Origin of the sequence: Stenotrophomonas sp. Sm2128 (genome assembly GCF_030985535.1) — a bacterium.
Lineage (GTDB): Bacteria > Pseudomonadota > Gammaproteobacteria > Xanthomonadales > Xanthomonadaceae > Stenotrophomonas > Stenotrophomonas maltophilia.
Window position 1 is genome coordinate 1 of record NZ_JAPTFQ010000018.1, and the last position, 19221, is coordinate 19221.

At 67.7% G+C, this 19221-nt stretch carries 16 protein-coding genes and 2 pseudogenes; 8 read left to right on the forward strand and 10 right to left on the reverse strand.

Annotated elements, in window-relative coordinates:
* Positions 1-19 precede the first annotated feature (19 nt).
* Complete coding sequence (locus O0K41_RS07380; protein ID WP_024956918.1) at positions 20-1402, reverse strand: L-serine ammonia-lyase; 1383 nt, start codon at positions 1400-1402, stop codon at positions 20-22.
* 100 nt (positions 1403-1502) lie between these two features.
* Here O0K41_RS07380 and O0K41_RS07385 point away from each other — a divergent pair.
* Positions 1503-1721 (forward strand): annotated as a pseudogene (locus O0K41_RS07385) (glutaredoxin family protein); the annotation flags it as partial.
* Positions 1722-1739: 18 nt separating this feature from the next.
* Here O0K41_RS07385 and O0K41_RS07390 read toward each other — a convergent pair.
* Genes O0K41_RS07390 through O0K41_RS07400 form a run of 3 tightly spaced genes read right to left on the reverse strand, consistent with a single transcriptional unit; the run spans position 1740 to position 3531 of the window.
* The gene (locus O0K41_RS07390) at positions 1740-2312 is read right to left on the reverse strand and encodes a YceI family protein (RefSeq protein ID WP_005414145.1); all 573 of its coding nucleotides are present in this window, start codon (positions 2310-2312) and stop codon (positions 1740-1742) included.
* 3 nt (positions 2313-2315) lie between these two features.
* Complete coding sequence (locus tag O0K41_RS07395; RefSeq protein WP_005410672.1) at positions 2316-2888, reverse strand: cytochrome b; 573 nt, start codon at positions 2886-2888, stop codon at positions 2316-2318.
* A 10-nt stretch (positions 2889-2898) separates the two neighbouring features.
* A complete protein-coding gene (locus O0K41_RS07400; protein ID WP_043034508.1) occupies positions 2899-3531 on the reverse strand; it encodes a YceI family protein in 633 nt (210 codons plus the stop codon).
* Positions 3532-3695: 164 nt separating this feature from the next.
* Here O0K41_RS07400 and O0K41_RS07405 point away from each other — a divergent pair.
* Both O0K41_RS07405 and O0K41_RS07410 read left to right on the forward strand, forming a co-directional pair.
* Positions 3696-7238 (forward strand): annotated as a pseudogene (locus tag O0K41_RS07405) (ATP-binding protein).
* A gap of 94 nt (positions 7239-7332) precedes the next feature.
* A complete protein-coding gene (locus tag O0K41_RS07410; RefSeq protein ID WP_099474504.1) occupies positions 7333-10860 on the forward strand; it encodes a hybrid sensor histidine kinase/response regulator in 3528 nt (1175 codons plus the stop codon).
* Positions 10861-11375: 515 nt separating this feature from the next.
* Here O0K41_RS07410 and mdtD read toward each other — a convergent pair.
* The 5 genes from mdtD to O0K41_RS07435 form a co-directional block, all read right to left on the reverse strand.
* Positions 11376-12785 (reverse strand): multidrug transporter subunit MdtD, encoded by a 1410-nt coding sequence (gene mdtD, locus O0K41_RS07415; protein WP_010482759.1) that lies wholly within the window; start codon positions 12783-12785, stop codon positions 11376-11378.
* Positions 12786-12877: 92 nt separating this feature from the next.
* On the reverse strand, positions 12878-13960 hold the full coding sequence (hemE, locus tag O0K41_RS07420; protein ID WP_049450984.1) for a uroporphyrinogen decarboxylase: 1083 nt from the start codon (positions 13958-13960) through the stop codon (positions 12878-12880).
* Positions 13961-13986: 26 nt separating this feature from the next.
* Entirely contained in the window at positions 13987-14226 is a 240-nt protein-coding gene (locus O0K41_RS07425) for a WGR domain-containing protein (RefSeq protein WP_005410666.1), read from the reverse strand.
* A 100-nt stretch (positions 14227-14326) separates the two neighbouring features.
* On the reverse strand, positions 14327-15439 hold the full coding sequence (gene aroB, locus O0K41_RS07430) for a 3-dehydroquinate synthase (RefSeq protein WP_123958879.1): 1113 nt from the start codon (positions 15437-15439) through the stop codon (positions 14327-14329).
* The gene (locus O0K41_RS07435; protein WP_012481014.1) at positions 15436-15978 is read right to left on the reverse strand and encodes a shikimate kinase; all 543 of its coding nucleotides are present in this window, start codon (positions 15976-15978) and stop codon (positions 15436-15438) included. The genes aroB and O0K41_RS07435 overlap by 4 nt, the downstream gene beginning before the upstream one ends.
* A gap of 98 nt (positions 15979-16076) precedes the next feature.
* Here O0K41_RS07435 and O0K41_RS07440 point away from each other — a divergent pair, with 98 nt between their 5' ends.
* Positions 16077-16280 carry a dodecin family protein gene (locus O0K41_RS07440; RefSeq protein WP_005410663.1) on the forward strand — a complete coding sequence of 68 codons (204 nt, stop codon included), beginning with the start codon at positions 16077-16079 and terminating at the stop codon, positions 16278-16280.
* Between the two features lie 6 nt (positions 16281-16286).
* Here the strand turns inward: O0K41_RS07440 and O0K41_RS07445 are convergent, their stop codons facing one another.
* Complete coding sequence (locus tag O0K41_RS07445; RefSeq protein WP_049450982.1) at positions 16287-17114, reverse strand: kinase; 828 nt, start codon at positions 17112-17114, stop codon at positions 16287-16289.
* A 40-nt stretch (positions 17115-17154) separates the two neighbouring features.
* On the opposite strand from O0K41_RS07445, the gene pdxH reads away from it, so the two are divergent.
* From pdxH to O0K41_RS07465, 4 genes are all read left to right on the forward strand, one after another.
* The gene (pdxH, locus tag O0K41_RS07450; protein ID WP_005414153.1) at positions 17155-17754 is read left to right on the forward strand and encodes a pyridoxamine 5'-phosphate oxidase; all 600 of its coding nucleotides are present in this window, start codon (positions 17155-17157) and stop codon (positions 17752-17754) included.
* On the forward strand, positions 17751-18212 hold the full coding sequence (gene aac(6')-Iz / locus O0K41_RS07455; protein ID WP_080353122.1) for an aminoglycoside N-acetyltransferase AAC(6')-Iz: 462 nt from the start codon (positions 17751-17753) through the stop codon (positions 18210-18212). The genes pdxH and aac(6')-Iz overlap by 4 nt, the downstream gene beginning before the upstream one ends.
* Positions 18209-18568 (forward strand): hypothetical protein, encoded by a 360-nt coding sequence (locus O0K41_RS07460; RefSeq protein WP_049450980.1) that lies wholly within the window; start codon positions 18209-18211, stop codon positions 18566-18568. Before aac(6')-Iz ends, O0K41_RS07460 begins: the two co-directional genes overlap by 4 nt.
* 158 nt (positions 18569-18726) lie before the next feature.
* A complete protein-coding gene (locus O0K41_RS07465; RefSeq protein WP_164222980.1) occupies positions 18727-19188 on the forward strand; it encodes a DoxX family protein in 462 nt (153 codons plus the stop codon).
* Positions 19189-19221: the final 33 nt, after the last annotated feature.

The following is a 19221-nucleotide window of genomic DNA, read 5'->3' on the forward strand; positions in this document are numbered from 1 at the left end:
CCGCCGGGACCGGTCGACCTCAACACTCGATGACGTTCACCGCCAGGCCGCCACGGCTGGTTTCCTTGTACTTGTCCTGCATGTCGCGGCCGGTATCGCGCATGGTCTTGATCACCTTGTCCAGCGACACCTTGTGCTTGCCGTCGCCGCGCATCGCCATGCGCGAGGCATTGATCGCCTTCACCGCGCCCATCGCATTGCGCTCGATGCAGGGGATCTGCACCAGCCCGCCGATCGGATCACAGGTCAGGCCGAGGTTGTGTTCCATGCCGATTTCCGCGGCATTCTCGATCTGGCTCGGGTTGCCACCCAGCGCTGCGACCAGGCCACCGGCCGCCATCGAGCAGGCCACGCCCACTTCGCCCTGGCAGCCCACTTCGGCGCCGGAGATCGAGGCGTTTTCCTTGTACAGGATGCCGATCGCTGCCGAGGTCAGCAGGAAGTCGAATACGCGCTGTTCGTTGGCGCCGGGGCAGAAACGGTCGAAGTAATGCAGCACCGCCGGCAGCACGCCGGCAGCGCCGTTGGTGGGCGCAGTCACCACACGACCACCGGCGGCGTTCTCTTCGTTCACCGCCAGCGCGTACAGGTTGACCCAGTCCAGCGTGGTCAGCGGATCGCGCATCGCTGCTTCCGGCTTCGACGACAGCTCGCGGTACAGCGCCGGTGCACGACGGCCGACCTTCAGGCCACCCGGCAGCACGCCTTCCTCGCGGATGCCGCGCGCCACGCACGACTGCATCGCACTCCAGATCTCGCGCAGGTTGGCGCGGATCTCGTCTTCGCTGCGCCAGCACTTCTCGTTCTCGAACATCAGCTGGGCAATGCTCAGGCCGCTGCGCGCGGTCTGCGCCAGCAGCTCGTCGCCGCTCTTGAACGGGTAGGGCAGCGGGGTCTCGTCGGGCACGATACGGTCATCGGCCGCATCATCCTGGTTGACCACGAAGCCGCCACCGACCGAGTAATAGTCGCGGGTGGCGATCACCTCGTCCTCCGCGTTGTACGCGGTGAAGCGCATGCCGTTGGTGTGGTACGGCAGCTTCTGGCGCTTGTTCATGCCGAGGTCGCGCTTCTCGTCGAAGGCGATCTCGTGCTGGCCCATCAGCTGGATGCGCTTGCTGCTGCGGATGCGCTCCAGGGTGGCCGGAATGATGTCCGGATCGATCAGGTTCGGCCGCTGGCCTTCCAGGCCCAGCAGGATCGCCTTGTCGGTGCCATGGCCGCGGCCGGTCAGCGCCAGCGAGCCATAGACATCGGCGCGGATGCGCGCGACCTCGTGCAGGCGGCCCGGGTCAAGCAGCCAGCGATGGATGAATCGCTCGGCGGCCTTCATCGGCCCGACGGTGTGCGAGGAGCTCGGGCCAATGCCGATCTTGAAAACGTCGAACGTGCTGACAGCCATGGTTGCCGTACTGCGGGTACCGGAGGAGACCGCTATTCTAGCGGTTCATGCCGCACTTCCATGGCTGCGGCGCAGCATTTCGGCAGAGGGAGCAAAACCGGTGTTGACCCTGTTCCAGCGCGATGACTGCCACCTGTGCGACATGGCCCTGGCCGAGCTGGCCAAGGCGCGGGCACCGGAGTTCGAATCGGTGTTCCTGGATGACCAGCCTGCGCTGGAAGCGCGCTACGGCGCGCGGGTGCCGGTGCTGCGTGACGAGACTGGCGGTCGTGAGCTGGACTGGCCGTTCGACGCGGCCACGGTCCAGGCCTGGCTGGCCGCCACTACCAGACGCGGTTTATTTCGCGTCGAACTTCACGATCGTGCTGATCGCGGTTTCGTCCGGGATGGTCTTGGTGTCGGCCCAGTCGCCGCCGCCGACGCCGAAGTCCAGGCGCTTGACCGTGGCCTTGCCGGTCAGCACCGGCTGGGTGCCCGGCTTCCAGGTGAAGGTGAGGGTGACCGGCTTGCTGACGCCTCGCAGCTCCAGTGTGCCATCGGCGGCGAACTGGTCATTGCCCACCGCGCGGAAGCCCTTGGCGGTGTAGCGTGCGGTGGCGAACTTGCCAACATTGAAGAAGTCGGCGGTCTGCAGGGTCGAGTCACGGTCGCTGTTGCCGCTCTTGGCGCCGGCCAGCGGGATCACCACGTCCAGCGAACCGGCGGCCGGATTGGCCGGGTCGAAACTGAGCTTGGTGGCAAAGCCCGGGAAGCTGCCGGTGAACACTTCGCCGTCGTACTTGGTGGCGAACACCAGGATCGAGCCGGCGCCGGGCGCCTGTGCGTAGTCGGCGGCGAACACCGGGGTGGTGGCCAGCATGCCGGCCAGGGCGGCGGCCACGGCGGCCGGAGTGGTCAGTTTCAGGTTCATCGGTCAGTCCTTCTGAGGGGAGGCGAGCCAGCCGCGCGGCAACATGCGGGACAAGGTCGCATCGCGCTGGAACAGGTGGTGGTAGAAGGCAGCGCCGGCATGGGCCAGCACCACCGCGATCAACAGCCAGAAGCCGTACTCGTGGATGGCATGCGATACCGCGACCACCTGCGGGTCGGGACCGCTCAGCTTGGGCACGTCGACCAGGCCGAACCAGCGGAACGGGCGCAGGCCGCTGGCCGAGTCGTACAGCCAGCCCGACAGCGGGATGGCGAACATCAGCACATACAGCAGCACGTGGGTGGCACTGGCGATGCGTTCCTGCCAGCTGGGCACGCCCGGCACCGGCTTGGGGGCACCGGCATACAGACGCCAGCCGAGGCGGAAGAGCACGAGCGCCAGCACGGTGATGCCGATCGACTTGTGCGCGGTATAGACCCAGAAATACTTGGGGGTCTTGGGCAGTTCGCCCATGGTCAGGCCGACCACGCCCAGGGCGAGGATCAGCAATGCGATCAACCAATGCAGGATCTGGCTGACACTCCCCCAGGCGGCGGGGGTGTTCTTGGCGGTCATGAAGGGTCCTCTAGGGGGCCGTCTTGGGGTCGGAGTGTGGAACGGGAGCGGGAGTTCCCGGGGCGTCGCTGCGGTCGAGGGTGGCTTCAGCCTCGATCCTCAGCTGTACTGCATCACCGATGACGCCCGGCCAGGCGGTGATGCCGAACGCGCGCCGGCTCAGCGTGGTGCTGGCGGAAAAACCGGCGGTGCGTCGGAACGGGGGGAGGGGGTAGCGCTTGATGGCGTTGAGGGTCACGTCCAGCGTGATCTCCTGGCTGACCCCGCGCAGGGTCAGGGTGCCGATCACGCGGGCGCGCCTGGCATCGATCGGTTCGACCCGGCTGGAGACGAAATGTGCCTTCGGGAAACGCTCGCCATCCAGAAGGCTGCGGGCCAGCGTGGCCTGGTTCCATTTGGCATCGCCAAGGTCCAATCGCGACACGGGGACCTCGACATCCAGTGTGGCCTCGCGCCAGTTGTCGGGATCGAACTGCAGGCGGCCCTCACTGCCGGAGACCGTGCCCATCGCCTGCGAGTAGCCCGCGTGGTCGATGCTGAACAGCACACGCGTGTGCACCGGATCGAGGCGATAGGTATCTGCATCCGCCCAGGCGGGAGCGGTGGCGAGCAGCATCGGCAGCAGGGCCAGGCAGGGACGCATCGATGGCGGGCTCCGGAAGGGGGACGCTGTGATCATACGCACAGGCCCCTGCCAAGGATGCGTGCATGGCTGCAACAGTTCGTGGTGGTCCTGCCCCGGCAACAGGCTGTTGCAGCCATGACCCCGGCCCTGTGTGACAATCGGGACAGGACAGGGGGTTCAGGATGACGAGCAGCTGGCGCCTGTGGTGCCTGGGCATCGCGGCAACGGGGCTGCTGCTGTTGGCGTCTGCCACGGCGGCTGCAGCCCTGGACATGGCAGAAACACCACGCCTGCGGCGCTTCGGTGCCGCCGAAGGCATGCCTTCACGCATGGTGCTGGCGCTGGCCGAGGACCGCCAGGGCCATGTCTGGGCCGCAACCGATGGCGGTCTGGTGCGCTACGACGGCAGCTCGCTGCGGGTCTGGGAACATGACCCGGAACAGCCCGGCTCGTTGCCCGGCAACGAGATCGAGACCCTGCTGGTCGATCCGCTGGACCGTGTGTGGGTGGGCATCAATGGCAAGGGCGTGGCCCGCCTGGATGCCGACCGCGAGCGGTTCAAGACCTTCGATGCGGTCAATGGTCCGTGCCTGGGCCAGTTCTGGACGCTGGCCTATGCCGGGGATGCGTTGTGGATCGGCACCAGCAGCCAGGGTATCTGCCGGTTCGGGGAGGACGGCAGCCTGCGCTTCTTCAAGCACGACCCGGCCCGTGCCGACGGCCTGCCCAGCAACACCATCTACAGCAGTCTGGTCGATGCGCGCGGGCGCCTGTGGATCGGTACCGAGGCCGGCGTCGCACGCTGGAATGGCCGTGACTTCGAGCCCGTGGCACCGCACGCGCTGGGCGCATTGAGCGTGCTGCGGATGAGCCGCGATCCGGATGGCTCGATCTGGGTCGGCAGCCAGAACGATGGCCTGTATCGCATCGATGCGCAGGACCGGGTCAGTCGTCCGCGCTGGAGCGACAGCGCCGGCCTGCGCTCGGCGCTGGTGCTGGCCGATCGCCAGGGCGGCTACTGGGCGGGCACGTCCGATGGCCTGCTGCGTGGCGACGCAAGTGCGCTATGGCGGCTCGACGGCGACCGCGGCAGTGGTTTCCTCACTGCACAGAGCGGTGTGCTCGATCTGCTGCAGGACCATGAAGGCGGATTGTGGGTCGCCCTGCTGACCCAGGGACTGGCCTACCTCCCGCCGGACTGGCGCCGCTTCTCGATCTGGAACCAGCTCGATGGCAAGCCGCTGGACAGCCAGTACCTGCTGGGCGCGGCCAGTGATGGCCAGAACTACTACGTGGGTTCGGCGCACGGCGTGTATCAGCTGGACGCACATGGCACGTTGCGCCTGCTGGCCAGCGACCGCGAGATCGGCAGCGGTGCGGTGTGGTCGGTACTGCCGCGGTCGGACGGGCGCCTGTGGCTGGGGCGTGCCGGCCGCATCAGCGTGTATGACCCGGCTACCCGCGCGCTGCACGACTGGCACATCGGTGGAGGCGCCGATCTGCGCCAGCGCATCGACCTGATGCGGCAGGCACCCGATGGCACGGTCTGGCTTTCGGTGATGAACCTGGGCCTGCAGCAGCGCAGTGCGGAGGGCCGGGTGCTGCGCAGCTATCCTCTCGACGATTTCCGCAAGGCGGCCGACTCACCCATCGAGCAGATCCGCTTCGATGCCCATGGCAAGGCATGGGTGATGGGCGACATGGGCATCTGGCGTGAGCAGGCCGGTCGCTTCGAAGCGGTGCCGGGGGTCTCGCGCGGGCTGATCTACGACCTGGTGTGGGTGGATCCGCAGCAGTTGTGGCTGGCCCGCCAGGGCGCGCTGGAGCGCTACCAGTGGGATGGCATGAGCCTGCGCCTGATCCAGCGCATTGATGGAAGCGCCGGTGTGCCGCCGGTCAGCATGGGGGGCCTGGCATTGGCCGACAATGGCCGGGTGTGGGCGACCACGCCGCGCGGCCTGCTGCGCTGGGACCCGAAAGCACGACGCCTGCAGTTGTTCAATGAACGCGATGGCCTGTCCGATGCCGAGTTCACCAGCCGGCCGCCAGCGGTGAATGCCGATGGTCGCGTTCTGGCCGTTGCCCAGACCGGCCTGGTTGCATTCGACGTGAATGCCGACGACGTGGTGCTGCCCGGGTCGTCGCTGGTGATTGCCGAGGTGCGCGTGCGCCGCGACGATGCACGCGGCTGGCAGCCGCTGCCGAATACCGGCACCCTGCTGCTGGGACCGGATGATCGCGACCTGCAGATCGATGCACGGTTGTTGTCGTATGCCAATCCCCAGGGCAACCGCTACCGCTTCCGGGTACGCGGGTATGACCAGAACTGGGTGGAGCAGGGCGGCGACGGCCAGCGCACGCTGTCGCGACTGCCGACCGGCAGCTACGTCATCGAAGTGCAGGCGGCCACCGCCAATGGTGCATAGACGCCTTCGCAGCAGCTGCAGGTGAAGGTGCTGCCACCCTGGTGGCGCAGCGGCATGGCGATCTTCGGCTACATCCTGATCGGTTCGCTGCTGCTGCTCGTCCTGGTCTGGTCGATCCGTGCGCGCCTGCGCCGTCGCCAGCAATGGCAGCTGACCGTGCACAAGCAGGAGCTGGCCGAACAGGCCTCGCAGGCCAAGAGCCGGTTCCTGGCCACGCTGGGGCATGAAGTGCGCACGCCGATGACCGGCGTGCTTGGCATGAGCGAGTTGCTGCTGGCCACACCGCTGGACCCGGTGCAGCGCAGCTATGCCGGCTCCATCCAGCAGGCCGGCAGCCATCTGCTGCGGTTGGTCAACGATGCGCTGGACCTCGCGCGCATCGAAGCCGGTCGACTGGAGCTGGATCTGCGTCCGTTCGACCTGGCCGGACTGCTCGACCAGGTGCAGGCGCTGATGCAGCCCATGGCGAAACAGCGCAAGCTGGATTTCCAGCGTGGCGACGATCCGCCCGGCCCGATCAGCGTCAGTGGCGACGAGATGCGCGTGCGGCAGATCCTGCTCAACCTGCTGGGCAATGCCATCAAGTTCACCGAGCGCGGTCATGTCGGCCTGGCCGTGCACCTGGAAGAGAACGGCGGCGGTCTCTGCTTCGAAGTGCACGACAGTGGTCCGGGTATCAATGCCGAGCAGCAGGAGCGGCTGTTCCACCGATTCGAACAGGCGGAGGGGCCGCGCACGGCCTCGCGCTATGGTGGAAGCGGGCTGGGCCTGGCGATCTGCCAGGAGCTGGCCGTGGCGATGGGCGGGCGCATCGAAGTGGACAGCCAGCCAGGCAAGGGCGCGCGTTTTCGGGTGCGGTTGCCGCTGCCCTGGACCCGGCAGGCAGCCGCCACGGGCGAAGCGCCGGCACTGCCGATGCTGCCGCCACTGCGCATCCTGCTGGTGGAGGACGATGCCACCGTGGCCGAGGTCATCGCCGGCCTGCTGCGCAGCCGCGGCCATGAGGTGGTGCATGTGCTGCATGGCCTGGGGGCTTTGTCGGAGATCGCTACCGACGGCTTCGATGTCGGCCTGCTCGATCTCGACCTGCCTGCGCTGGACGGCACTGCGATCGCCCGCCAGCTGCGCACCCTGGGCTACGAACTGCCACTGGTGGCGGTGACCGCCCGCTCCGATGCGTATGCCGAATCGCAGGTGCTCGCTGCCGGTTTCGATGGTTTCCTGCGCAAGCCGGTGACCGGCGACATGCTGGTGGCAGCGATCATCCAGGCTCGCGCCATACGACAGACCACAACTTGAAAACGTCGACGCCGGGCGTGAACGGCGCGACTTTCGGTTTACCATGCCGACGCCCGCAGCGCGGGAATCATCAGGCAGCGTGAGGAGGCAATCGGTGGTGTATCTGCGGGCGGCAATGCTGCTGCTGATCCTCCTGTGCGGCCTGTCACCCGCTGCCGCGCAGCCGGTGCCACCGAGCCCGCGCCAGGTGACGGTATTCGACGGCCTGCCGTCCAATACCGTCAACCGCATGGCCGAAGACCGCTATGGCTACCTGTGGATCGCCACCAACGACGGCCTGGCCCGTTACGACGGGCGCAACTACCGGATCTGGCGTTCTGAGGATGGCCTGCGCGACAACCGCATCTGGACGGTCCTGGTCGATGCGCGCAACCAGCTCTGGATCGGGACCGAGAACGCGGGCCTGGTACGGATGTCGGCCGACCGCCGCCAGCTGCATTTCTACGACCGCAGCAGCCAGCCTTTGATGGGGACCAACACGGTCTGGAGCCTGGCGACCACGCCGGACGGTGCGATCTGGTTCGGCACCCACGAAGGTGGGCTGTACCGGCTGGACAGCCAGGACCGCCTGCAGCGTTTCCTGCCCGAGGCCAACAATCCCCGCAGCCTGCCTGCCGCCTCGGTGCCGTACCTGGCTACGCTGGCCGATGGCAGCCTGTGGGTCGGCACCAAGCATGGCGTGGCGCGCTGGACCGGCACCGACTTCGAGCGGGTCGGCACCGACGTCATTCCCAGCCTGCTGATCAATGGGTTGACCAGCGAACCCGATGGCAGCCTGTGGATCAGTACGATGGCCGGCGCCACGGTGCGTCGCCCCGACGGGCGTTTTGAATCGCCGCCCTGGAAACTGCCGCCGGGCGAGCAGGTGCTCGGCATGATGCTGCGCGATGAACAGGGCGGGCATTGGTTGGATACCCGTACCGGGCTTGGTCGGGCCGTGGATGGGCAGTACCAGACCGTTCCGCTGTACAGCGCCGTTGCGCGCGGGCCGGTGCGGCCGAACTGGACGGGCGCCTACGAGGACCGCGAAGGCGGCATCTGGTTGGCCAGTACCAATGCCGGCCTGTGGCATCTGCTGCCGCGCTGGTGGCAGTTCTCGGTGCTGTCGCGATTGGAGGATGACACCGGTTCGCTGCGCAATGCCTTCGTGCTCGGCACCAGCCCTTCCAGCAATGGCGGCATCTGGACGGTCGGCAGCCACGGCGCGCTGGACCGGTTCGATCCCAGGACCGGCAAGATCGAGCAGCACCGCACCTGGGTCAATGGCATGTACTGGCTGTCCTCGGTACGCGAGGATCGCCGTGGCCAGGTCTGGATCGGCTCGACCGATGCGTTGCTGCGCTATGACCCGAAGCGACGTGAGCTACGTCGCTGGGGCCGTGATGCCGGGGCCGACGCGACCATGGAAGGGGTCATCGAGTCGATGATGACCTGTGACGGCGACAGTCTATGGTTGATGTTGCCTGCAGGCCTGCAGCAGCGTGACCTCGACGGTCGCCTGCGCCGCCAGCTGGAAAACGGCCAGCGCGGCCTGCAGCAGGGCCAGCTCAACCTGGATGTGGAATGCGGGCCGCAGGACCACATCTGGCTGGCCAGTAGCCGTGGCCTGCTGCAGTGGCTGCCGGAAAGCGAGCGCTTCCAGCCGGTGCCGGGCGCGCCGGCGACGGCGATCCATGCGTTGCACGTGGGCCGCGATGGCCAGGTCTGGCTGTCGGAGGATGGCCGCCTGTCGCGCTACCGCTGGAGCCAGGGGCGGCTTGAACGGCAGGCCGTGGTCGGCGCGGAGCAGGGTTACCCGGCGATCTCCGCTTCCGGGCTGGTGGTCGACGCACAGGGGGTGGCCTGGGCCACCAGTGCGCGCGGCCTGGTCCGGGTTGGCGCCGATGGCCAGAGCGTGCGCCTGTACGGCGTGCACGACGGTCTGCCCAGCCAGGAGTTCCGCGAGCACACGTTGACGATGTCCGGCGATGGCCATCTGGTGGCCGGTACCCCGGCCGGCGTGGTGGTGTTCGACCCGGAACAGGTGCGTCCGTCGGTGCGGCGGGCGCCGTTGGTGATCGAACGGGTCGAAGTCCGCCGCAACGAGCAGGTACTCGACCTGACCCATGACACGCCCTTGCAGATCGCCGATGGTGACCGTGACCTGCGCATCGTCGCGCGACTGTTGTCGTTCGCCGATTCGGCCTCCAACAGCTACCGCTACCGCCTGGCCGGCTACGACCCCGATTGGGTGGAAGTGGGGCCGGCCGGTGAGCGCCTGTTCTCGCGCCTGCCGCCGGGCAGCTACCGCCTGGAGGTACAGGCGCGCTCGGCCGATCATGTCTGGTCCCGGGTGCAGAGCCTGGAATTCCGTGTACAGCCACCGTGGTGGCGCAGCCTGTCCGGGCTGCTGGTGCTGGCCTCGATCGCGCTTCTGCTGACCAGTTGGTTTGCCTGGTTGTATCGCCGTCGCCTGCAGCGGCGCCATGCCTATCAGCTGGCACTGCATAAACAGGAACTGGCCGAACAGGCCTCGGCGGCCAAGACCCGCTTCCTGGCCAATCTCGGCCACGAAATCCGCACGCCGATGACCGGTGTGCTCGGCATGAGCGAACTGCTGCTGGCCTCGCCGCTGGACCCGCAGCAGCGCGGCTACACGCAGTCGATCCGGCACGCCGGCGAACACCTGCTTCACCTGGTCAACGATGCACTGGACCTGGCACGGATCGAATCCGGACGGCTGGAACTGCAGTCCAAGCCGTTCGCGCTGAGCTGCCTGCTGCAGGACCTGGCCGCGCTGATGGGACCGCTGGCAGCGCAGAAGGGTCTGCGCTTCACCCTCGACAACCAGTTGCCGCCGGGCCTGCAGGCGACCGGCGATGCGATGCGGGTAAGGCAGATCCTGCTCAACCTGCTCTCCAACGCGGTCAAGTTCACCAGCCGTGGAACCATCACCCTGCATGCGCGCAGCGACGGCGAGCTGCGCGCGTTGCATTTCGAAGTGCGCGACACCGGGCCGGGCATCAGCCAGGAACAGCAGCAGCGCCTGTTCCGCCGCTTCGAGCAGGCCGATGGCGCCCGCACCGCGGCGCAGTACGGCGGCAGCGGCCTGGGCCTGGCGATCTGCCGCGAACTGGCGCAGGCGATGCAGGGGCGTATCCAGGTCGAGAGCCAGCTCGGCCGCGGCACGTGTTTTGGCGTGACCCTGCCGTTGCCGCTGGTGGTCGATGCCAATGCAGAGTCCGAGGGCGAAGTGCACCGCGAGGATGCGGCCAACATGCCGCCATTGCGCGTGCTGCTGGTCGAGGATGATGCAACCGTGGCTGATGTGGTGCGCGGGCTGTTGAGTGCGCGCGGCCATGAAGTGGTGCATGCGGGCCATGCGCTGGCGGCACTGCGCGAGATCAGCGCAGGGGATTTCGACGTCGGCCTGCTGGATCTGGACCTGCCGGGCCTGAGCGGCTTCGAGCTGGCCCAGCACCTGCGCAACCAGGGCTACATGCTGCCACTGCTCGCCGTGACGGCACGGACCGATCCGGACCTTCAGCAGCAGGTGGAAGCGGCCGGCATCGGTGGTTTCCTGCGCAAGCCGGTGACCGGTGAGCTGCTGGTGGAAGCGATCGCCAAGGCGATGGGCAGGTAGGGTTTATTGCAGGGCTTGCAGCCCTGCACCTGCAGAGGCTTCAAGCCAAGGCAACAGCAACGGCAAAAGCAGGCATTCCGTGGGTGGTGGGGCGGTGTGGGCTTGCAGGACACGCCGTAAACCCGTCCATGGGGGCTCGATGGCGCCATCCATGGCGCCAACGGTCCTGCAAGCCCACACCGCCCCACCTCTGACAGATTTTCGCGATCGGGTAGATCCACGCCATGCGTGGATGAATCTCTATCGAGATCGAATATGTCGAATTGAGATCGAAAAGCATCCACGCGTGGCGTGGATCTACTGCAGATCGCAGAATTCTGTCGAAGGCGGGGTGGGTCCGGTTGCGGGAGTGTCCGCGGCATGGATGCCGCGGCCAAGCCCCCAGGGATGGGTTTACGGCGTCTCCCGCAAACGGATCCACCCCGCCATCCCGCAGGACGCCAGCTTTTGCTTCGGCTGTTGCCTTGGCTTGAAGCCTCTGCAGGTGCAGGGCCGCAGGCCCTGCCGAACCACCCTCACTCCGCAACGTGCTCGACCTGCCGTGGCTCCGGCTTGGTATCGGGCAGCTGCCAGAAGATCATCGTCGAGGTCAAGGTGATCGCGCCCACGCACAGGAACGTGGCATGCAGCGCGGCGGTGGCGCTGTTGCTGTCCAGGTGGTTGCCGAACGCGGCCAGCAGGCTGCCGGCCGCAGCAGCACCAAAGCCGGCGGCGAGCATCATCACCATCGACAGCAGGCTGTTGCCGGAACTGGCGAACTCACGGTCCAGATCGCGCAGGGTCACGGTGTTCATCACGGTGAACTGCAGCGAATTGACCGCGCCGAAGAACGCCAGCTGCAGCAGGCGCCAGGCCAGGTGCTGGCCGGGTGTCATCAGGATGAAGCTGGCCATCGCCAGGCCCACCAGCACGGTGTTGACCATCAGCACGCGGCGGTAGCCGTAGCGCTCCACCAGCTTCACCGCCAGCTTCTTTGAGACCATGCCGGCGGCTGCCACCGGCACCATCATCAGGCCGGCGTTCATCGGGCCCAGGCCCAGGCCGACCTGGAGCAGCAACGGGATCAGCATCGGCATGGCGCTGCTGCCGATGCGCGAGAAAAGATTGCCGAGAATGCCGATGCGGTAGCTGGGTACGCGGAACAGCGCCAGCGAGAACAACGGCGCCGTCGAATTGGCAGCGTGCAGCCAGTAACCCACCAGCGCCGCCAGCCCTGCAACGGTCATCAGCATCACCAGCGCGTGTGGCGTGCCCAGTCCGGAGATGCCGTCCAGCGCCAATGACAGCACCACCATCGCGAAGGCCAGCATGATGTAGCCACGCAGGTCGAAACGGGTGCGATGGCTGGCGTAGTGGTCGGGCATGATCTTCATCGCGGCGATGAATCCGATCACGCCGATCGGCAGGTTGATCAGGAACACCCAGTGCCACGAGGCGATCTCCACCAGCCAGCCGCCCAGCGTGGGGCCGATCAGCGGGCCGACCAGGGCCGGGATGGCGATGAAGCTCATCGCGCGCAGGAAATCCTCGCGCGGCACTGATCGCATCACTGCCAGCCGGCCGACCGGCAACAGCATTGCGCCGCCGATGCCCTGCAGCACGCGCGCACCGACCAGCTGGTGCAGGTGCTGGGCCAGCGCGCAGGCCAGCGAGCCGAGGGTGAACAGAATGATCGCCACCAGGAAGGTGCGACGGGTGCCGTAGCGGTCAGCGATCCAGCCCGAGGCGGGAATGAAGGTGGCCACCGCCAGCGCGTAGCTGAACACCACCGACTGCATCTGCAGCGGGCTTTCGCCCAAGCTGGCCGCCATCGCCGGCAATGCCGTGTTGACGATGGTCGAGTCCAGCATCTGCATGAAGATCGCCAAGGACACCAGCCACAGCAGGGGGCGCTGGCGGTTGTAGGTCGATGGCGATGTGGACATGGGGTGCGGCCGGTGCAGCGTGGGGGATGCCATGATCGCGCACTGTGGGTCACGGCGCGATCAACATCGCGCCGCAACCGTATGCCGAATGCTCAGCGCTGGCTGTGCGCGTGCACCGCGTCGACCAGCACCTGCACGTGGGCCGGGTCCATGTCCGGCGACATGCCGTGGCCGAGGTTGAACACGTGGCCCTCGCGCGAACCGCCATTGCCGGCGGCGTAGGTGTCGAGCACCCGCGCTGCGGCTGCGGCGATCGCATCCGGCGAGGCGTACAGCGTGGTCGGGTCGAGGTTGCCCTGCAGCGCGACGCGGCCACCGGTGCGGCGCATCGCCTCGTCCAGGTCCAGCGTCCAGTCCAGGCCCAGTGCATCGGCGCCGGTCTGCGACAGCGCTTCCAGGTGCAGGCCGGTACCCTTGCCGAACAGGATCAGCGGCGTGCGCTCGCTGCCTTCGCCGCGCTCCAGGTCCTCGGCGATGCGCTGCAGGTAGCGCAGCGAGAACTCGCGGTACATGGCCGGCGACAGCACGCCGCCCCAGGTGTCGAACACCTGCAGCGCCTGCGCACCGGCCGCGCGCTGCGCGCCCAGGTACGCAATCACCGCGTCGGTGGTGACCTCCAGCAGGCGGTGCAGGGCCTGCGGATGGTTCAGCGCCATTGCCTTGATGCGCGCGAAATCCTTGCTGCCGCCGCCTTCCACCATGTAGCAGGCCAGTGTCCAGGGGCTGCCGGAGAAGCCGATCAACGGTACCTGGCCGTCCAGCTCCCGACGGATCAGGCGCACTGCGTCCATCACATAGCCCAGGTCCTGCTCCATGTCCGGTACCGCCAGCCGGGCGATGGCCGCTTCGTCACGCACCGGATGACGGAACTTCGGGCCTTCGCCTTCAACAAAGTAGAGCTCCAGGCCCATCGCATCGGGAATGGTGAGGATGTCCGAGAACAGGATGGCTGCGTCCAGCGGGAATCGGCGCAGCGGCTGCAGCGTGACTTCGCAGGCGATCTCCGGGTTCTTGGCCATGGCCAGGAAGCTGCCGGCCTTGGCCCGGGTTGCGCGGTACTCCGGCAGGTAACGGCCGGCCTGGCGCATCAGCCAGACGGGGGTGCAGTCCACCGGTTCGCGGCGCAGGGCGCGCAGCAGGCGATCGTTGCGGAGAGGGCTGGTCACGATGGGCATTCCTTGGACGAAAGTTGGCAGCGGCGTCAGTCGCCGTGCGAGAGGATCTGGAAGCCGCGATGCAGTTCGGCATCGCGGGCCTTCTCGAAGGCATGACGGGCTTCGTCAGCCTGCAGAAACAGCTCGCGCCGCAGCTGCGAGCGGTTGCCGACGCGGCCGCTCTCGCGCAGCAGCTCCCAGCCGCCGAACAGGTCCGGCTGCAGGCTCAGGCGCAGGAAGCGCGGTGCCTGCGCACCGGCGTCGGGATGTTGCAGGTAGACGTGCATGGGCCGATTGTAGCGGGGCCAGGGTGACCCCGGCCGCAACGCGGTCGTGCCGGCCGCTGGCCGGCTTCCTCGTTGCTGACGTTGCCGGCCAGCGGCCGGACTACCGGGCCGACAGTACCTTCAGCACCGCCGCCTCATCCACGTCCGGCACCACTTCGGCGCGGCCCACGCCGCGCCACAGCACCAGGCGCAGGCGGCCGGCCACATTCTTCTTGTCCAGCCGCATGCGGCCGAGCAGGGCCTGCGGGTCCAGCCCGGCCGGGATCGACACCGGCAGGCCGAGCCGTTCCAGCAGCGCCTGCAGGCGTGCGCGATCGGCATCGTCGGCCAGGCCCAGATCGGTGGACAGCTTCGCGGCCAGCACCATGCCCACCGCCACCGCCTCGCCGTGGTTCAGCGCATCGCGGCCCGGGGCCGAGTAGCCCTGCTCGGTTTCGATGGCATGGCCGAAGGTATGGCCGAGGTTGAGCAGGGCGCGCTCGCCCTTCTCGAACGGATCACGCTCGACGATGGCGGCCTTGTGCCTGCAGCTGCGCGCGATGGCTTCGGCCAGTACCGCATCCTCGCCGGCCAGCAGCGCATCGGCATGCTGCTGCAGCCATTCGAAGAACACGGCATCACCCAGCGCGCCGTACTTCACCACTTCGGCCAGGCCGGCACGCAGCTCGCGCGGCGGCAGGGTGGCCAGCACACGGGTATCGGCGATCACCGCGCGCGGCGGATGGAACGCGCCGACCAGGTTCTTGCCGGCCGGGATGTCGACCGCAGTCTTGCCGCCCACCGACGAATCGACCATCGCCAACAGGGTGGTCGGCAGCTGCACGCAGTCCACGCCGCGCATCCAGCAGGCCGCGGCGAAGCCGGCGAGATCACCGACCACGCCGCCGCCGAGGGCGAACACGCAGGCGTCGCGGGTGGCGCCAAGCGCGGCCAGCGCTTCGATGGCACGGCCGAATTCGGCCAGCGTCTTGGAGGCTTCGCCCGCGGCCAGCACATGCTCGCCGACGATCAGGTCGGGGCGTGCGGTCAGAAGGGTCTGCTTCACGGCATCCAGATAGCGCGGGGCCACTTCGCTGTCGCTGAGCAAAAGCACGTGGCGGCCACGCACATGCGAGGCCAGCGCGATGCCGTCTGCCTGCGCACCGGCGCCGATGGTGATGGAGTAAGGGCGGTCGCCGCCGACGGCGACCTGCAGCAGGGCGGGGGAAGTCATGGGGTCAGGTCCTGGCGCTGCCATTGCGTGGCCAGCTTGACCACCAGGTGGGCGGTCGCGTCGGCAGCGGTGTACGGGTCGGTATCAAGGGTGATGTCGGCCAGTTCGCGGTACAGCGGGTCGCGGTGCGCGGCCAGATCGTGCAGCACCTGCTCACGGTCCGGGCGCTGCAGCAGCGGCCTGCCTTTGTCGCGGGCCAGGCGTTCCAGCTGCGCGTTCACGCTGACCCGCAGGTAGACCACGAAGCCGCGCTGGGCGATCAACGCACGGTTGCCAGGATCCAGCACCGCGCCGCCGCCGGTGGAGACCAGCTGGCCGCGACCTTCCAGCACGCGGGCAAGCGCCTCGCGTTCATGGCTGCGGAAGCCGGCTTCGCCGGAGTGCTCGAAAATGGTCGGGATGCTGGCGCCGGCGGCATCGACGATGGCCTGGTCGACATCGACGAAGTCCAGCGTGAAGCGCTCGGCCAGGCGGCGGCCGATGCAGGTTTTGCCGGCGCCCATCGGGCCGATCAGGATCAGGTTCGGAGCAGGATTCATGCCCTGTGATGCTAACACCTCCGTGCCCTGGCCTTTACGTCCTTCACGTCAGGGTAGGCGTTCCTGCGGGGTTTCCCGCGCCAACCGGAGTACAGGCCATGACGGTCGCGAAGGTCATCGAAATCACCGCCTCCTCGCCGAAGAGCGTGGAGGACGCCGTGCGCAGCGGTCTGAAGAAGGTCTCCGAGACGGTCAAGGGCATCCAGGGCGCCTGGGTGAACGAGACCAAGGTGGTGACCAATGGCAGCGGCGAAATCACCGAATGGCGGGTCAACCTGCGGGTGACCTTCCTGGTGGAATAGGCGCGCTCAGCGCACGTCCTGCACCTGTCGCTGGCCGTCCAGCACCACCACGTGGTCGGCCAGGGCGGGCAGGGCATGCAGCGCCTGGCGGCTGACCCGCTCGTAGTACTGCACGAAGCGCTCCAGCTGTGGCCGGCTCATGCCGTGCCGGCCCGGCTGCGCGGCCTGCAGGTTCTGCTCCTGCTGCCAGCGCCAGCGCGGTACCACCGAGAAATCCGGCGGCTGCAGGAACCACAGGCGGTCGCAGCGCTGCCACAGCGCCGGGTAGTCGCGGGCCAGCGCCTGGTTGCACCAGCGCCGCCAGCGACCATCGGCGTCGGCTTCGCGCTCCAGTGCGTTCAACGGGCTGTCCAGCGCGCCGTCATCCTGCGCGGGGGTGCCCAGGAACCAGCCTTCGAAGACCAGCAGGTCCAGCGGTTGCTGCAGGCGCGGCCAGTGCGCTTCGGGCAGGCGTTCATCGGCCAGCTTGTCGAAGCGCGGCATCGCGAAGGGCTGGCGTGTGGCCACGGCGTCCAGCACTGCATGGGCCAACGGCAGGTCATGGGTGCCCGGCGGGCCTCGGGTGATCAGCAGCGGGTGCACCTGGCGGGCCAGCCGCTGCCGCTGCGCGCGGGTCAGGTAGACGTCATCGATGGACAGCGTGGCGGCGTTCAGGCCGCGCGACTGGGCGCGCGCCACCACCTGCGCGGCCAGCGTCGATTTGCCGCTCCCCTGCAGGCCGCTGATCGCCAATACTGGAACCGCTGCACCGCTGCCCAGTGCATCGTCCAGCACCTGTTCGGCCAATGTTTCGGGGAATCCTTTCACCTGGGGCATATACGCAGCAGCGGCCATGCAGCCACAATAGCCCAATCCGTGTGAGAAGAACGCAATCATGAGCGACCTGTACGCCGAAGCCCTGTCCACGTTTGCCGGCCTGTTCGAAGAGGCCAAACAGAGCCGCGAGGTCGAGCCGAACGCGATGACCGTGGCCACTGCCGATACGCACGGCCGTCCCTCGGCACGTACCGTGCTGCTGAAGGCGTTCGATGAGCGTGGTTTCGTGTTCTACACCCACCTGGACAGCCACAAGGGCCAGGAGCTGCAGGCCAATCCGCAGGCCGCGCTGTTGTTCCTGTGGCGCAGCCTGCGCGAGGCCGGTATCCAGGTGCGCATTGAAGGCCGTGTCGAGCAGGTCGCCGACGCCGAAGCCGATGCCTATTTCGCCAGCCGCCCGCGCATGAGCCAGATCGGCGCGTGGGCCTCGCAGCAGTCGAAGACGCTGGCAACGCGCGAGGAATTCGATGCGCGCGTGGCCGAGGTCGAAGCCCGCTTCGAGGGCAAGGACGTGCCGCGCCCGGAGGGCTGGAGCGGCCTGCGCGTGGTGCCCGACCGCATCGAGTTCTGGTACGGCGCGCAGTTCCGCCTGCACGAACGCTGGTGCTATGAAGCCGGCGCCGAAGGGCGCTGGAGCAAGCGCCTGCTGTACCCGTGATCGCCAGCGCGCCCACGATCCGCCAGGCCACGCCGGCCGATGCGGCCGCATGGGCGCAGTTGCGTCTCGGCCTGTGGCCTGATGCCGATGATCCGCTGGAGGAACTGACGCAGTCGCTGGCAGATGCCGAAGGTGCTGTGTTCTTGGCCTGTGCGGCGGATGGCGAGGCGGTTGGTTTCGCTGAAGTGCGCCTGCGCCATGACTACGTGAACGGCACCGAGTCTTCTCCGGTGGGGTTCCTGGAGGGCTGGTACGTGCAGCCGCAGTGGCAAGGCCGCGGCGTCGGCCGCGCCCTGCTGGCGGCAGTGCAGGCGTGGACGCGCGATGCGGGCTGCCGCGAACTGGCTTCGGACAGTCGCGTGGAAGACGTGCAGGCTCACGCCGCGCATCGGGCCTGCGGCTTCGAAGAGACCGAACGGGTCGTCTATTTCCGCATGCCGCTGGAGCCATCGGCGTGAATCGCGTGGCGCTGTACCGCATGGTGGTGTTCGTGCCGTCGGCAGCACTGGGCGCAGTGAAGCAGGGCATCCTGGCGGTGGATGCGCTGGCGGCCGGCGACTACGAGCACGGCATGTGGTGGTCGGCGCCGGGCTTTGAACAGTTCCGCCCGCGCGTGGGTGCGTCGCCCGTACAGGGTGAGGTGGGGCGCACCGAAGTGGTCGACAGCGTACGCCTGGAATTCTGCCTGCCGCGCGATCCGCAGCGGCTGCAGCGCATTTTCGAACAGGGCATCGTGCCGCATCATCCGTGGCAGGTGCCGGTGGTGCAGGTTGAGGAGATCGAGCTTCTGCTGGCCGACGCACGCCTTTTGTAGAGTCGAGCCCTGCTCGGCTGCTGCTCCGACGCATGAGGCAGTCGAGCAGGGCTCGACTCCACAAGAGCAGGCTGTCGCAAATGGACCGGCTTGCTTCATCTGCGAGCAGGCCCATAACCGGCACACTCCGATGGATGATCTCGACTTCCGGAGTTGCCATGCCCTCCTGGCGTTGCCTGTTTGCGGTGCCGCCGCGGCGTCACGGCGTGGAAGCGTTCCTGCTGTTGATCGCCCGCATCGTCGCCGGGGTGATGTTCTGCGTGTCCGGCTGGAACAAGGTGTTCACCGATGCGGGCCGCGAACGCATGGTGCATACGCTGGTTGATGCGGGGATCCCGTTCCCGGTGTTCAGTGCGCCGGTGCTCGGCGGCATTGAATGGATTGCGGGCGGCCTGCTGGTGCTGGGCCTGCTCAGCCGGCCTTCGGCCCTGCTGCTGGCGGGGATCTGTGCGGTGGCAGCGCTGACCGATGGCATCGCGCGCATTCCTGCGGGACTGAGCGTGCCGGATTGGTTGAGCTGGTTCTTCTACCTGAGCGAGGTGCCGCTGGGTGTGTTGCTGTTGTGGATTGCCGCAGTGGGGAGTGGACGGTTCGCCATCGAAGCGCGTTGGGCACGCTGATTGCACTATATTCGGCGCCCGGCCGACGAGCGT

Coding starts and splice junctions, on each gene's coding strand:
- O0K41_RS07400 (WP_043034508.1), bottom strand. CDS start 3,531: ATGCGTCCCTGCCTGGCCCTGCTGCCGATGCTGCTCGCCACCGCTCCC.
- mdtD (WP_010482759.1), bottom strand. CDS start 12,785: ATGTCCACATCGCCATCGACCTACAACCGCCAGCGCCCCCTGCTGTGG.
- hemE (WP_049450984.1), bottom strand. CDS start 13,960: ATGCCCATCGTGACCAGCCCTCTCCGCAACGATCGCCTGCTGCGCGCC.
- O0K41_RS07395 (WP_005410672.1), bottom strand. CDS start 2,888: ATGACCGCCAAGAACACCCCCGCCGCCTGGGGGAGTGTCAGCCAGATC.
- O0K41_RS07425 (WP_005410666.1), bottom strand. CDS start 14,226: ATGCACGTCTACCTGCAACATCCCGACGCCGGTGCGCAGGCACCGCGC.
- O0K41_RS07390 (WP_005414145.1), bottom strand. CDS start 2,312: ATGAACCTGAAACTGACCACTCCGGCCGCCGTGGCCGCCGCCCTGGCC.
- aroB (WP_123958879.1), bottom strand. CDS start 15,439: ATGACTTCCCCCGCCCTGCTGCAGGTCGCCGTCGGCGGCGACCGCCCT.
- pdxH (WP_005414153.1), top strand. CDS start 17,155: ATGAGCGACCTGTACGCCGAAGCCCTGTCCACGTTTGCCGGCCTGTTC.
- O0K41_RS07440 (WP_005410663.1), top strand. CDS start 16,077: ATGACGGTCGCGAAGGTCATCGAAATCACCGCCTCCTCGCCGAAGAGC.
- O0K41_RS07465 (WP_164222980.1), top strand. CDS start 18,727: ATGCCCTCCTGGCGTTGCCTGTTTGCGGTGCCGCCGCGGCGTCACGGC.
- O0K41_RS07435 (WP_012481014.1), bottom strand. CDS start 15,978: ATGAATCCTGCTCCGAACCTGATCCTGATCGGCCCGATGGGCGCCGGC.
- O0K41_RS07380 (WP_024956918.1), bottom strand. CDS start 1,402: ATGGCTGTCAGCACGTTCGACGTTTTCAAGATCGGCATTGGCCCGAGC.
- O0K41_RS07445 (WP_049450982.1), bottom strand. CDS start 17,114: ATGGCCGCTGCTGCGTATATGCCCCAGGTGAAAGGATTCCCCGAAACA.